This is a genomic window from Polynucleobacter cosmopolitanus (assembly GCF_002224225.1).
In the GTDB taxonomy this organism is placed as follows: Bacteria; Pseudomonadota; Gammaproteobacteria; order Burkholderiales; family Burkholderiaceae; genus Polynucleobacter; species Polynucleobacter cosmopolitanus.
In genome coordinates this window covers 219,975-234,308 of the sequence record NZ_NJGG01000003.1, presented here as the reverse complement: position 1 = coordinate 234,308, position 14,334 = coordinate 219,975, and the positions used below count along the sequence as shown (strand labels likewise).

Genomic DNA, 14,334 nt, shown 5'->3' with positions numbered 1-14,334 from the left:
TCACCAGCTCGTTTGCACTAGCAAACAGCGCGCTTGATCTCTTTTTCTTTCTCTTTGCGAGCAAACTCTTCTTCTGGAGTTTCAGAGATCAAATCTGTGACAACTTCTTCCATTCGAATATTGTCTTTAGGGCATATTGGCGCACCCATGCTGGCCCACTTCTTGAGCAAACTCACCTCATAACCACACTGCCCGCATTTGGCTTTGGCCTTCTGTGTATTGTTGGCTCTTGGCGGCGGGAAGACGATTGCTTTGTGTGGGTACTGCCCTAGTCTTTCTGCAATCATCATCAAGCGCACTGTCAATTCTTCAGTAGCATGCGCACTTCTTGCTGGACCTTCGAGACCAACGCAATGAGCGATTTCTTTAAAGTCTTCACCGTGACCACTGTGACAATCATCCACCGCATGACAAAGCTCATGAACCAAGGTATCTAAAACTTCGACAGGATCCTCTAGCTTTGGAGAAACAAAAATCTCATTGACCATATCACCTGAGCGCTCTTTTGGCCAACACTGACCAAGCGTTGTTCTTGGGCTGCTGGAAGCTGGCCAACCACAAGACACCTTGACTGGTGGAATCGCAAAACCAGCCTTTGAAAAAATCGGCTCTAGGGAATGAACGGCAGATTGCAGCCAAGATTCACGGGTTGTATGAGATTGAGCTATATTCGTGGACATGTTTTTAAAAAAATTACCTATTTATCTGCTTGTATCACTGGCCATCACAGCCTGCGATAGAAATGATTATGTTACTTGGCACTGCAAAAAAGACCCGAGTAATGCAGATGAAAAACCACTCACGATGATTTTAGAAGGCTCATCGATGAAGCTGAATCAACTGAACTACAACTTCTGTGGCAGTTTAGGTCCAATCAGTTATTTTGATCTAAACTGCTCAGGTAAGGCCGAACTATCTGCTATCAGTTTTATTCCTAAAACTGGTGCTTGGACAAGAGGAAATGAAACTCTTCAATGCCTAGCGTTATAAATACGGCAGCTAAATGTAAAACCCAATGACAAACTCAAACAATCCTGATTCAAGCCCTGCTGTGCCCTTAGCCATTAATTCAGATAATCTGGACTCTCCTTGCATTGGCATTTGCTCAACTTTGTTTGACGAAGTCTGCCAAGGATGCGGTAGAACAGCTCTTGAAGTTTGCAACTGGGTTTTCATGACTCCAGAAGAAAAGCAGGCCACTTGGACCCGCATCACTCATGAAGCCACTGCTATGCGCTTCGTTAGAAAAAATTAACTTAGTTATTAACCTTCGATTGATTGGCTCGCCAAGTACTCTTCATAAGAGCCCTCAAAGTCTGCCACCGTTCCATCTGTTCTGATTTCTAAAATTCTTGTTGCCAAACCTGTGATGAATTCACGGTCATGAGAAACAAAGATCACTGTGCCATCATATTTTTCTAATGATGTTTGCAAGCTTTCAATAGATTCCATGTCCATGTGGTTGGTTGGCTCATCCATCGCTAAGATGTTGTGCTTCTGAAGCATGAGCTTACCCCAAATCATGCGCCCTTTTTCACCACCAGAAATCACACGAACTGACTTACCAATATCATTTCCAGAGAACAGCAAACGGCCCAAAGTACCCCTGATAATTTGATCGTCATCACCTGGCTTACCCCACTGCCCCATCCACTCTAGAAGCGTCATGTCTTCTGGGAAACATTCGCTGGTGTCTTGAGGCATGTAACCCACATCAGCATTCTCAGACCACTTCACCGTGCCTGAATCAACTGCGATACCGCCAAACTTTTCACTCAAAATTGATTTCAATAATGTTGTTTTACCAGCACCGTTTTCACCAATGATGGCCACTTTTTCACCAGGGCGAATCATCAACTTGAAGTTCTTGAAAATATGGCGTTCATACGTTTTGCTCAAAGCATCACACTCAACCACGATGTTGTGTAATTTCTTTTCAAACTCAAAACGAATGAATGGATTCTGTCTTGAAGATGGTTTGATTTCAGCCACTTCAATTTTCTCTAACTGACGTTGACGAGATGTTGCTTGACGTGCTTTAGAAGCATTCGCAGAGAATCGGCGCACAAAGGCCTGAAGCTCTTCAATCTTTTCTTTGGCCTTGGCATTGTTTGCCAACTGTTGGCTTCTAGCTTGCATCGAAGCCAACATGTATGAATCGTAGTTACCTGGATAGACAGTCAATGTACCAAAGTCCATGTCGGCCATGTGCGAACAAACAGCATTCAAAAAGTGGCGATCGTGAGAAATGATGATCATCGTGCTGTTTCTGGCATTCAGAATATCTTCTAACCAATGAATCGAGTGAATGTCCAAGTTGTTGGTTGGCTCATCAAGCAACAAAACATCTGGATCAGAGAACAAGGCTTGGGCCAAAAGTACACGCAACTTCCAGCCAGGAGCCACTTCACTCATCGGGCCATTGTGTTGCTCAGTCGGAATACCAATACCTAAAAGTAACTCCCCTGCTCTGGCTTCTGCTGTGTAACCACCGTACTCAGCAAACTTAGTTTCTAGTTCTGCAGCACGCATGTAATCTTCATCTGTGGCATCTGGGTTGGCATAAAGCGCATCACGCTCAGCAGCTGCATTCCACATATCTTCATGGCCCATCATCACCACATCCAAGACACGCTTATCTTCATAGGCGAATTGATCCTGGCGCAACTTACCCAAACGAATGTTTGGCTCTAAGGAAACGTTACCGGCTGAAGGCTCTAAATCTGAACCGAGGATCTTCATGAATGTGGACTTGCCACAACCATTCGCACCGATCAAACCATAGCGATTACCGCCACCAAATTTGACTGAAATGTTTTCAAATAAGGGCTTCGCCCCGAACTGCATGGTGATATTTGCTGCTGAAAGCACGTTATTAGCCTGTAAAAGTGTGAGAGGACCAAAGTCGTCTATTTTAACCAATCCATGGGGGTAAAACCGAGAATCTACTGCAAGCGCTGAATCAGGCGCAATTTGCCTTCAAAATGAAAGCTTCTGATGAGGCCGAGAGGCTGGCATATCGACCTAATGGCAGAGTCAGCTTGTCAGGACAATGTCCGAAGGCCAAGCCAGTCAGTATGGGAGTTTGTTTGCCCAATCGCTGTCTGATCGAGTCAATGGCTGCATTGAGGTCATAGCCACGATCCACATCACTTAAGCGATAGGATGAAACATCACCCATCAACACAGCTTTTTGTTGCCCTAAATAACCAGCATCCATCAGTTGATGGAGCATGCGCTCAATTCTGTAAGGATGTTCATTCACGTCTTCGATGAACAGAATGCCGCCTTTGACTTGATCTTTGGAAGGAAAGAACTCTGTGCCCAAGAGTGAGGTCAGCATCGTGAGATTGCCCCCCCATAGAACAGCTTTGTCATCAGCGGTAATGCCAATAGATGAAGACATGACTTGCGGACCAACCACTTCAATCTCAATTGAAGACTGTGTCATCGCTTCTTGAAAATGTTTCCAGGTCAGATCAGACACATCACCACAAAAATCATAGCTGAACATCGGACCAGCAAAACTAGGAGCCCCAGTTTTGGCAAACAAGCCTAAATTAAAAGCTGTGAAGTCACTATGGCCAACAATTTTCAAACCTTGTTTGACTTGCTTAGCAATCCCCTGCCAATCGATTCGATCTAGCAAGCGGCTTAATCCATAGCCGCCACGCAAAGACATCGCAACATGATCGGGCGAAAGATTCGACAACTGATTGATCTCATCCAAACGCTCTTGATCAGTACCTGCAAATCGTTGAAATTGTCTTTTGCCGCAAGCAAGATTTTTAACCTCAATGCCCTGCTTTTTGAACCAAGCATCACCATTGGCCAAAACCTGAGGGTCTGGCAATGAACCTGAAGGAGCAATAAGGTGAAGTTTCATAAAACGTATTTATCTGTCTAAATTTACTTATTGAATTTTTTTAATCAAGCTTTAGTTCTACGTTCTTTAAAAAAGTCTTTTAATACTTGGGCGCATTCGTCTGCCAACACGCCACCTTCAACCATTGTATGGTGATTTAGCTGGGTATTGTCAAAGAGCTTCATGACGCTGTGCACACAACCTGTTTTAGCATCAGATGCTCCATAAACTAATCGAGACACCCTGGCGTGCATGATGGCACCACAACACATCATGCAGGGCTCTAAGGTAACGTAAAGGGTTGTTTCAGGCAATCTGTAATTGCTTAAGGCCGCACCAGCAGCTTTCAAAGTCACAATCTCAGCGTGGGCGCTGGGGTCATGTTGACCGATGGGCTGATTATGGCCAGTGGCAATGACTTGCTGGTTTGCCACAAGAACAGCACCGACTGGAACCTCGCCAGCATCGCGACCAAGATGAGCTTGCATCAGAGCCATCTTCATGAACTCTGCATCTTGCTCATTAGGCATGAACATCTGCCCAGCAATTAGGAGTTTCGTATAGGCGCAAACGACTGAGATTCAAGCGACCGCCAAATTTGTCTTTAAAAATCGGATCTAAAGTGGCAAATGCTTCTTGGGCCAAATTTTCAACGGTAGGAATGGAGTTCAAAACAATGGTTTTATGTCCCGGGATGGTGGCCAAGAAATTAACCAAGGTCACATCCTCTTTAGCAACTAAAAATGCATGGTCCCACTGCTGAACAATGGCTTCATTGGTGATTTTTTTGATATCGCCAAAATCCAAAACCATGCCATCATCACCGTGACCTTGATGATTCAACACATTGCCCATCAAAGTGACTTCAATCACATAGCGATGCCCATGAATATGACGGCAATGACCGTCATGATGCGGTATACGATGACCGGCGTCGAACTCTAATTTGCGGGTGATTTCAATTTTCTTATTCATGATCGCGCTTGCCTAGCGAATACCTAACAACTTGTGTGTTTGAGTGCTTAAACGCCATAAGGGGCGTGACTGACAGATTTTAATGGCTAAATCAGTATTGGCTTCTTTATTTGGGCCATCCAGAGCTTGTAAAAAATGATGCTTAAAAGACATCTTTTCAAAACGTGCCAATAATTGAGGCAACTGCCCTGCATGTCCAGCTTGAGGGATGACCAATTTAAGTTCATCGCCTTGCACCTGAACCAAGTCTGCGCCATGCTTGGGGCTCACGCAAATCCAATCTATGCCGGCCGGCACTCGGATCGTGCCGTTGGTTTCGATGGCAATCTTAAAACCATGTGAATGAAGAGCTTCGATCAAAACGTCATCTAGTTGCAGCAATGGCTCGCCACCTGTGAAAACAACATACTTGTGATGTGGATCACCCAAACCCCACATTTGATCGATGGCCCAAGCTAAGAGCTCTGCCGATTCAAATTTGCCACCACCCTCACCATCAGTACCAACGAAATCGGTATCGCAAAATTGACAAACAGCCGAAGCGCGTTCTTCTTCACGACCAGACCAGAGATTACATCCGCTAAAACGGCAAAATACTGCCGCACGACCAGCGTGAGCACCTTCGCCCTGAAGCGTCAAAAAGATCTCTTTAACACTGTAAGTCATTCAATCCTAAAGGTTTTGCAATATTGCTTATTGTAAAGAATATCTGGGGGTCACAGTTGTAAAGCTTTGGCAATAAATTGCCTTGAAACTGTGCTCTTAGGTACAGGCTCTTGCAAATCAAACCAGCTTCTGATGTCGGCTTCAAAGCCAACACCATGCATGTAGTTATAAATAGCCTTTTTTAAGCCCTGACCTAAAGCATCATGATCAGTGCCGGTTGGATCTATGAAGCCAATGTCGTTTTTGGCAAAAGTAATCTCTGGCAGTGGAATTAGCTTAATGCCATAGGCCTCGGGATTTTTGCCTACCGGTGAATGTACCGTGCAAGTGAATCGATGAAAGAAGCCACTCTGGATGCAGCCATTTTCAAATAACTGACGCACATACTCCAATGAATCAACGGTCTCTTGAACAGTTTGAGTTGGAAAGCCATACATCAAATAGGCATGAACCAAGATACCAACATCCGAGAAGCTCTTGGTGACCCTTGCCACCTGTTCAACAGTCACACCTTTTTCCATCAAAGCCAATAAGCGATCAGATGCAACTTCCAAGCCACCTGACATCGCAATACAGCCACTTTCAGCCAACAACTCAGCTAGCTCTGGCGTGAAGGTTTTTTCAAAACGAATATTGCCCCACCAAGAAATCACCACCTTGCGTCGAATCAACTCTTCTGCCAAAGCTTTCAGTATCTTTGGTGGTGCCGCCTCATCCACAAAATGAAAACCTGTTTGCCCTGTTTCAGCCACAATTTTTTCAATTCGATCTACCAGCAATGATGCTGAGGCAGTTTCATAGCGGGAGATGTAATCCAAGGTGACATCACAAAAGCTGCATTTTTTCCAATAGCAACCATGGGCTACGGTTAACTTATTCCATCGGCCATCACTCCATAAACGATGCATGGGATTGAGCATGTCCAAGAGTGATAGATATGATCCCAAAGGTAAGCCATCCCAAGTGGCTGTACCAACCTCTTCAAAAGGCACGTCAGGTTCAGCCCACTGTATGTATTGAACCTGTCCTGTCTCATGACGGATAAAAGTTCTAACCAAACGATTGATGCCACGCTTGCCATTCAAGTGCTCGATCAAAGCCAATAACGGGCGCTCACCAGAATCTAATGTGATGAAATCAACATAATCAAATACTCTAGCTTCAGTTAACTCTCGTAATTCAGTGTTGACGTAGCCACCCCCTAAAGCAATTTTGATCGATGGGTATTTCTCTTTGATCACTTGAGCAATTCTCAAGGCTGCATAAACCGATCCGGGGAAAGGTACTGAAAGCAACACCAGATTAGGCGTGTGCTTTTCAATTTGCTCGATGGTCAAAGATCGCAAATGCTCATCCATCAAGGTTGGCTTTGCTTCCAAAGCATTTGCTAATGGGTCAAAACTTGGTTGACTACCCGCCAAAGATTCAGCATATCGGACAAACTCAAAGCGATCATCAACGGCATCACGCAAGACATCTGATAAATCATTCAAATAAAGCGTGGCTAAATGGCGCGCTCGATCTTCAGCACCTAAGGCACCGAATGCCCAAGAAAGAGAATCTCCAGAACCATCATCCTCATAAGAATCCAAAGCTTGAAATCTTGGACCCTCTGGCAAGAATGAACGACTGTTGATGCGATGACTCAGCGTGCTGTCACCACCTTGCAAATATTTGATGGTGGGTTCAATGCTGCTTTGATAATTTTCAAAATAATCTAGGAAGAAGTTAATCGTCGCACTGCGATTTTCTTCAGGAATTGAAAGAGCTGCTTCATGAACTTCAGCCAAACCTTCTTTGGAGAAGAAGCTTAAGACCAAAGACAAAGCCAAGTCATCTTGATGAGCGTCAATACCACGTGAACGAAGAAAACCAGTGATGTACGCCGTTGAAGGATACGGCGTATTTAATTGCGTCATGGGTGGAATGAGACTGAGAACCCTCATGCCAAAATCAGGGAAATGATTCCCTGTTATTCCCACTCGATTGTTGCTGGTGGCTTGCCGCTGATGTCGTACACCACGCGATTGATGCCGCGTACTTCATTGATGATTCGATTAGATACGCGTCCTAATAAATCATGAGGTAAGTGTGCCCAATGAGCAGTCATGAAGTCTTGAGTTTGAACAGCACGCAATGCAACAACATACTCATACGTTCTACCATCTCCCATCACACCGACTGACTTCACTGGCAAGAACACTGCAAAAGCTTGGCTGGTTAAGTCGTACCAAGACTTGCCGCTGGTTTCATCAATGGTTGAGCGCAGCTCTTCAATAAAGATGGCGTCCGCTCTACGCAATAAATCAGCAAAGTCTTTTTTAACTTCGCCCAAAATACGCACACCCAAACCAGGACCTGGGAAAGGATGACGATAGACCATTTCTGGAGGAAGGCCTAATTCAACACCTAAGGCACGAACCTCATCTTTGAATAGTTCACGCAAAGGTTCTAGCAATGAAAGCTTCATGTCATCAGGTAAGCCGCCCACGTTGTGGTGACTCTTAATGGTATGAGCGCCCTTCTTGCCTTTGCCTGCAGACTCAATCACGTCTGGATAAATGGTGCCTTGAGCCAACCATTTAGCATTCTTAATCTTGCCTGATTCAACTTGGAAAACTTCAACAAATTCTTTACCGATGATCTTGCGCTTGGCTTCGGGATCAGAAACACCAGCCAACTCGCCCATGAACTGAGCAGTCGCATCCACATGGATCACCTTCACACCCAAGTTCTTGGCAAACATCTCCATGACCATCTTGCCTTCGTTCAAACGAAGCAAACCATGATCAACAAACACGCAGGTCAATTGCTGGCCAATGGCACGATGAATCAAAGCTGCAGCAACACTTGAATCAACGCCACCAGATAAACCTAGAATCACTTCATCACTACCAACCTGTTTGCGAATACTCTCAACAGCTTCAGCGATGTAATCACCCATCACCCAATCAGTACCGCAGGCACAAATCTGATGCACAAAGCGCTCAATGATCGCTGTACCTAAAATGGTGTGAGTTACTTCTGGGTGGAATTGAACGGCATAAAAGTGACGGGTCTCATCAGCCATGCCTGCAATAGGACATGAGCCTGTGGATGCCATCAATTTAAAGCCTACTGGTAACTCAGTCACAGAGTCACCATGACTCATCCATACTTTCAACATGCCATGACCTTCTGGCGTTGTGAAGTCTTGAATATTTTCTAATAACTTGGTGTGGCCACGGGCACGCACTTCAGCATAACCAAACTCTCGAGACTTACCCAAAGATTCTGCAGTAGCAACCTTGCCGCCCAATTGAGCAGCCATGGTTTGCATGCCATAACAAATCCCTAAGACTGGAACACCAAGATTGAACACGATATCTGGAGCACGAGGTGTATCACCTTCTGTCACAGAATTTGGGCCACCAGACAAAATAATGCCTTTGCAACCCTGCTCTTTGACAAATTTTTCAATGAAGCTTGGATCAACATCATACGGATGGATTTCAGAGTAAACGCGTGAATCACGCACCCGTCTTGCAATCAATTGGGTCACTTGGGACCCAAAGTCCAAAATTAAAATCTTGTCGTGCACAGTAATCCTAAGTGGCTAATTAGTCGATGTGGTAGTTGGGAGCTTCTTTGGTGATTTGCACGTCATGAACGTGAGACTCACGCATACCGGCTGAAGTGATCTCAACGAATCCTGCTTTTTCATGCAATTCAGCAATCGTCTTGCAACCACAGTACCCCATAGAAGAACGAATGCCACCGGTTAACTGATGAACAATCGCTAACACGCTACCTTTATAAGGCACACGACCTTCAATACCTTCAGGAACGAGTTTATCGACGTTGGCACTGTTATCTTCTTGGAAATAACGATCCGCTGCACCATCTTTCATAGCGCCCACAGAACCCATGCCGCGATAGCTCTTATATGAACGACCTTGGTACAAGAAAACCTCACCGGGTGCTTCTTCAGTACCAGCAAACATGCCGCCCATCATTACGCAATGAGCGCCTGCCGCCAAAGCTTTAGAAATATCACCAGAGTAACGAACACCACCGTCAGCGATCAAGGGAACGCCTGTCCCTTTTAAGGCTTCTGAAACATTCACAACCGCAGTGATCTGAGGAACTCCAACACCCGCAACAATACGAGTCGTACAAATTGATCCAGGGCCAATACCTACTTTGACGCCATCAGCACCGTGAGCAACCAATGCTTTAGCTGCTTCACCAGTTGCAATATTGCCGCCAATCACTTGGATTTGAGGGTAGTTCTTTTTAACCCACTTAACACGGTCTAAAACACCCTGACTGTGGCCATGAGCGGTATCAACCACGATCACATCCACACCAGCCTTAGCCAGAAGCTCAATACGCTCATCATTGTCTGGACCAACACCTACAGCGGCACCAGCAATCAATTGACCACGACCATCTTTACTCGCCAATGGATGCTCTTTGGCTTTCAGAATATCTTTGACAGTGACCAAACCACGCAATTCAAAATTATCGTCAACCACCAAGACTCGCTCTAAACGATGTTTGTTCATCAAACGCTTGGCTTCCTCCGGAGGGGAACCTTCTTTGATGGTGACCAAACGATCTTTAGGCGTCATTTTTTCGCTGACTTTAGCGTCCAAGTCTTCTTCGAAGCGCAAGTCACGGTTAGTGATGATGCCAACAACTTTCTTGCCTTGCAAAACCGGGAAACCTGAAAAACCATGTTCTTTGGATAGATGAATCACATCACGAACCGTCATATCGGGTGAAATCGTGATCGGATCTCTTAAAACACCTGATTCATAACGTTTGACCTTGGCAACTTCACGCGCTTGCTCAGCAGGCGTTAAGTTTTTGTGGATGATGCCAATACCGCCCTCTTGGGCCATCACAATGGCTAAACGGCCCTCTGTGACTGTGTCCATGGCAGCTGATACCAAAGGAATATTGATCGAAATATCGCGTGTCAGTTGAGTACCCAACTGAGTATCACGTGGAAGAACCGCTGAATAAGCGGGAACGAGAAGCACGTCGTCAAATGTGAGTGCTTTTTGGATGAGCCTCATGCAAAACCCCTATGCGCAAAAGCGAATTATAGAGGTTTTATGATTATTTGCCCAAAAAACGGCCTTTTCGGTCAGCAGCTTTGGCTTGTAATTTGGCATCTTGGTTCTGATGAGCCTTTTTTCGCCTTGCTGCCATTGGGTCAATCAACAGCGGACTGTAAAGTTCCAAGCGATCCCCCTCGTAAATAGGACTGTCCCAATCCTTGCGCTTGCCAAATACCCCAAAACACCCTTTTCTGGCAATTTCAGGATCTTTTGGAGAGGATGCGATACCTAGCTGAATCAGGGCCTGTCCAACAGTCACGGGCTGATCAGGGGGAAAAGTAACCTGAACCTCCCTTAAGACAGGTTGTCCTGAGCGACTATCGCAAAGCAATAATCCGAGACTCGGCATCAGGGAGCTCCGTAGACTTGATCAGCACGCTTTACAAAGCCATCCACAAAGGTGCCGGCAATAATGCCAAAAACAGGCCCAATGATCTTTTCGAGTAAAAGGCTCTCAAACTCATAATGTAGTTGGAACTCAATCTTGCAAGCATTCTCTTTTAAGGGGGTGAAGCGCCAATTGCCATGAAACTTCTTGAAAGGCCCATCCACAAAGCTCATATCAATGGAGCTTGGTCGAATATTGGTGTTTCTGGTGTGAAAGAATTGATCCAAACCCTTAAATTTGATGTGTATTTTTGCATCCATAATTTCTTCGGTTTGCTCAAAAATCTCAACACCACCGCACCACGGAAGAAACTCTTGATACTTGGCCACATCAATCACCAAGTTATACATTCTCTCTGCGGAGTGCCCAATGAGTACTGTCTTAAATACGTCTGCCATAATCTCGTATTCTAACGATATAAATATATGAGCATCATAGACAACAAAAAAGCTTTCTTCGATTATTTCATTGAAGAACGATTTGAAGCAGGCATGGTCTTACAAGGATGGGAAGTAAAAGCCATCCGGGAAGGTCGCGCCCAAATCAAAGAGGCTTATGTTGTGATCCGTAATGCTGAAATCTATCTGATTGGCTGCCACATCAGCCCTTTAATTTCAGCTTCAACTCATGTTTTAGCTGACCCAGGCAGAACTCGTAAGCTCTTGCTCAATGCCATTGAAATTAAAAAGCTCATCGGTAAAGTGGAGCAAAAAGGTTATACCTTGGTACCTATCAACCTTCACTTCTCAAAAGGTCGAGTGAAATGTGAAATTGGTCTTGGCCGAGGTAAAAAGCAACACGATAAACGTGACGCAACGAAAGATCGGGATTGGCAAATAGAAAAAGCCCGAATCATGCGTTCGGGCTCCAAAATCGCGGACTGATCACAGTCCGCTTTTTTCTACTCAATTATTTCTTAGCAAGCATAGTCCAAGTATCAACCACGCTGTCAGGGTTCAATGAAATTGAGGTAATACCCTTATTCATTAACCACTCTGCAAAGTCTGGATGATCAGAAGGTCCTTGACCGCAGATGCCGATGTATTTGCCTTTTGCAAGGCAAGTTTCAATAGCTCTGGCAACCAAGAATTCAACTGCAGGATCTCGCTCATCAAAGTCAATCGCTAGCAACTCCATACCAGAGTCACGATCCAAGCCCAAGGTCAATTGAGTCAAATCGTTTGAACCAATTGAGAAGCCATCAAAATGCTCCAAGAACTCTTCGGCCAAGATAGCATTGGACGGAATCTCGCACATCATGATGACGCGCAAACCATTCTCGCCACGCTTCAAACCATGCTGACCTAAAAGACCAATCACCTTTTCAGCTTGGTTCACTGTTCTAACGAATGGAATCATGATTTCAACGTTGGTTAAACCCATGTCATTGCGAACACGCTTCATAGCTTCGCATTCCATCGCAAACGCTTCAGCGAAATCTTCTGAGATATAGCGTGAAGCGCCGCGGAAACCAAGCATCGGATTTTCTTCATCTGGCTCGTAACGTGATCCACCAATCAACTTCTTGTACTCGTTTGACTTAAAGTCAGACATTCGAACAATCACTGGCTTTGGATAGAAAGCAGCAGCAATTGTGGCAATACCTTCAGCTAACTTATCAACATAGAATGCTTTAGGGCTCGCATGACCACGAGCAACACTCTCAACAGCCTTCTTCAAATCCAAATCAATGTTCGGGTATTCCAAAATGGCTTTTGGATGCACGCCAATGTTGTTATTGATGATGAACTCTAAACGGGCCAAGCCCACACCACCGTTAGGAATCTGGCAGAAATCGAAAGCCAATTGTGGATTACCCACGTTCATCATGATTTTCACTGGAATCTCAGGCAAGGCGCCACGACTCACTTCAGTGACTTCAGTTTCAATCGGACCGTCATAAATTCGACCTTCATCACCCTCAGCACATGACACTGTGACCACCGCACCATCTTTTAAAACCATCGTGGCATCAGTACAACCCACAACAGCAGGCACACCTAACTCACGAGCAATGATCGCAGCGTGACAAGTGCGACCGCCACGATTTGTCACAATCGCAGCAGCCCTTTTCATGACTGGCTCCCAGTTAGGGTCTGTCATATCAGCAACCAATACATCACCTGGTTGAACGCGATCCATTTCACTGGCGTCTTTCACAACACGCACGGTACCTGTACCAATCTTCTGACCAATTGCACGACCAGTTGTTAAAACTGTTGAGTGACCTTTGAGCTTGTAACGCATTTCAACTTTGCCTTGAGCCTGGCTCTTGACCGTCTCAGGACGCGCTTGCAAGATATAGATCTTGCCGTCAATACCATCTTTGCCCCACTCAATATCCATTGGACGCTCATAGTGCTTCTCAATGATCATGGCGTATTTGGCCAACTCGGCCACATCATCATCGGTGATCGAATAGCGGTTGCGCTGCTCAAGTGGAACGTCGATTGTTTTCACACGACCAGGTTCACCTGGAGCCGTGAATTGCATCTGAATTAATTTGGAACCCAAACTGCGGCGAATGATCGCGTATTTCCCTGCAGCCAAAGTAGGTTTGAATACATAGAACTCATCTGGATTCACTGCACCCTGAACCACTGTCTCACCCAAACCATAACTGGACGTGATGAATACAGCATCTTGGAAACCTGACTCAGTATCCAAAGTGAACATCACTCCAGACGATGCCTTATCAGAACGAACCATGCGCTGAATACCTGCTGACAAAGCAACCTCAGCGTGAGCAAAGCCTTTGTGAACACGATAAGAAATCGCACGGTCGTTGTACAAAGATGCAAATACCTCACGAATACGATGCAACACATCTTCAATACCAACAACGTTTAAAAATGACTCTTGCTGTCCAGCAAATGAAGCATCTGGTAAATCTTCAGCAGTTGCTGAAGAACGAACCGCAAAAGAACCTTTACCATCAGCATCCAAAGTTTTGAATGCCTGACGAATTTCTTGTTCTAGGCGATCTTGAAAAGGAGCCTCTTCGACCCATGAGCGAATCTCGGCGCCAGCAATCGCCAACTCTTTCACATTATCAACGTTCAATCGATCTAAACGATCATTGATACGTTCAGTTAGTTTGTTGTGGACAAGAAAATCTCTGAATGCCAAAGCAGTTGTAGCAAAACCTGTTGGCACTCGAACGCCAGAGGCGTTAAGCTGAGAAATCATCTCGCCTAATGAGGCATTCTTACCGCCGACTGACTCAACATCAGACATGCGCAGGTCCTCAAAGGGTAAAACGTATGCATTTGCATGGTTTGGATTGGACATAACTACTCTCTAAGTAATGGAAAACTGGTCATGCAAGCGAC

Annotated in this window: 15 protein-coding genes; 3 read left to right on the top strand and 12 right to left on the bottom strand. The window is 45.2% G+C overall.

Annotation, left to right across the window (positions count from 1 at the left end; all coding sequences use genetic code 11):
- Positions 1 to 17 precede the first annotated feature (17 nt).
- A complete protein-coding gene (locus AOC33_RS08915; RefSeq protein ID WP_089516656.1) occupies positions 18 to 680 on the bottom strand; it encodes a SprT-like domain-containing protein in 663 nt (220 codons plus the stop codon).
- Here AOC33_RS08915 and AOC33_RS08910 point away from each other — a divergent pair.
- Together AOC33_RS08910 and AOC33_RS08905 are read left to right on the top strand one after the other, a co-directional pair.
- Positions 679 to 990, top strand: a complete 312-nt coding sequence (locus AOC33_RS08910) for a hypothetical protein (protein ID WP_089516655.1) — start codon at positions 679 to 681, stop codon at positions 988 to 990. The genes AOC33_RS08915 and AOC33_RS08910 overlap by 2 nt on opposite strands.
- Before the next feature lie 25 nt (positions 991 to 1,015).
- Positions 1,016 to 1,255, top strand: a complete 240-nt coding sequence (locus tag AOC33_RS08905) for a DUF1289 domain-containing protein (protein WP_089516654.1) — start codon at positions 1,016 to 1,018, stop codon at positions 1,253 to 1,255.
- Between the two features lie 8 nt (positions 1,256 to 1,263).
- Here the strand turns inward: AOC33_RS08905 and AOC33_RS08900 are convergent, their stop codons facing one another.
- The 10 genes from AOC33_RS08900 to AOC33_RS08855 form a co-directional block, all read right to left on the bottom strand.
- The gene (locus AOC33_RS08900) at positions 1,264 to 2,871 is read right to left on the bottom strand and encodes an ABC-F family ATPase (RefSeq protein WP_089516653.1); all 1,608 of its coding nucleotides are present in this window, start codon (positions 2,869 to 2,871) and stop codon (positions 1,264 to 1,266) included.
- 91 nt (positions 2,872 to 2,962) lie between these two features.
- On the bottom strand, positions 2,963 to 3,886 hold the full coding sequence (locus AOC33_RS08895) for an LD-carboxypeptidase (protein ID WP_089516652.1): 924 nt from the start codon (positions 3,884 to 3,886) through the stop codon (positions 2,963 to 2,965).
- 44 nt (positions 3,887 to 3,930) lie between these two features.
- Positions 3,931 to 4,395 carry a tRNA adenosine(34) deaminase TadA gene (gene tadA / locus AOC33_RS08890; RefSeq protein ID WP_089516699.1) on the bottom strand — a complete coding sequence of 155 codons (465 nt, stop codon included), beginning with the start codon at positions 4,393 to 4,395 and terminating at the stop codon, positions 3,931 to 3,933.
- On the bottom strand, positions 4,388 to 4,840 hold the full coding sequence (gene queD, locus AOC33_RS08885) for a 6-carboxytetrahydropterin synthase QueD (protein ID WP_089516651.1): 453 nt from the start codon (positions 4,838 to 4,840) through the stop codon (positions 4,388 to 4,390). Before queD ends, tadA begins: the two co-directional genes overlap by 8 nt.
- A 12-nt stretch (positions 4,841 to 4,852) precedes the next feature.
- A complete protein-coding gene (gene queE / locus AOC33_RS08880) occupies positions 4,853 to 5,506 on the bottom strand; it encodes a 7-carboxy-7-deazaguanine synthase (protein ID WP_089516650.1) in 654 nt (217 codons plus the stop codon).
- Positions 5,507 to 5,556: 50 nt separating this feature from the next.
- Complete coding sequence (locus AOC33_RS08875) at positions 5,557 to 7,425, bottom strand: B12-binding domain-containing radical SAM protein (protein ID WP_245835651.1); 1,869 nt, start codon at positions 7,423 to 7,425, stop codon at positions 5,557 to 5,559.
- A 53-nt stretch (positions 7,426 to 7,478) separates the two neighbouring features.
- Positions 7,479 to 9,086 (bottom strand): glutamine-hydrolyzing GMP synthase, encoded by a 1,608-nt coding sequence (gene guaA, locus AOC33_RS08870; protein WP_089516648.1) that lies wholly within the window; start codon positions 9,084 to 9,086, stop codon positions 7,479 to 7,481.
- Between the two features lie 19 nt (positions 9,087 to 9,105).
- Positions 9,106 to 10,569 carry an IMP dehydrogenase gene (gene guaB, locus AOC33_RS08865; RefSeq protein WP_089516647.1) on the bottom strand — a complete coding sequence of 488 codons (1,464 nt, stop codon included), beginning with the start codon at positions 10,567 to 10,569 and terminating at the stop codon, positions 9,106 to 9,108.
- Between the two features lie 43 nt (positions 10,570 to 10,612).
- Positions 10,613 to 10,963 carry an RnfH family protein gene (locus AOC33_RS08860; RefSeq protein WP_089516646.1) on the bottom strand — a complete coding sequence of 117 codons (351 nt, stop codon included), beginning with the start codon at positions 10,961 to 10,963 and terminating at the stop codon, positions 10,613 to 10,615.
- Positions 10,963 to 11,400 (bottom strand): type II toxin-antitoxin system RatA family toxin, encoded by a 438-nt coding sequence (locus AOC33_RS08855; RefSeq protein WP_089516645.1) that lies wholly within the window; start codon positions 11,398 to 11,400, stop codon positions 10,963 to 10,965. Before AOC33_RS08855 ends, AOC33_RS08860 begins: the two co-directional genes overlap by 1 nt.
- Positions 11,401 to 11,427: 27 nt before the next feature.
- Between AOC33_RS08855 and smpB the strand changes: the two genes are divergently transcribed.
- Complete coding sequence (gene smpB, locus AOC33_RS08850) at positions 11,428 to 11,886, top strand: SsrA-binding protein SmpB (protein WP_089516644.1); 459 nt, start codon at positions 11,428 to 11,430, stop codon at positions 11,884 to 11,886.
- A gap of 25 nt (positions 11,887 to 11,911) precedes the next feature.
- Here smpB and ppsA read toward each other — a convergent pair whose 3' ends face one another.
- Positions 11,912 to 14,293, bottom strand: a complete 2,382-nt coding sequence (gene ppsA / locus AOC33_RS08845) for a phosphoenolpyruvate synthase (RefSeq protein ID WP_089516643.1) — start codon at positions 14,291 to 14,293, stop codon at positions 11,912 to 11,914.
- Positions 14,294 to 14,334: the final 41 nt, after the last annotated feature.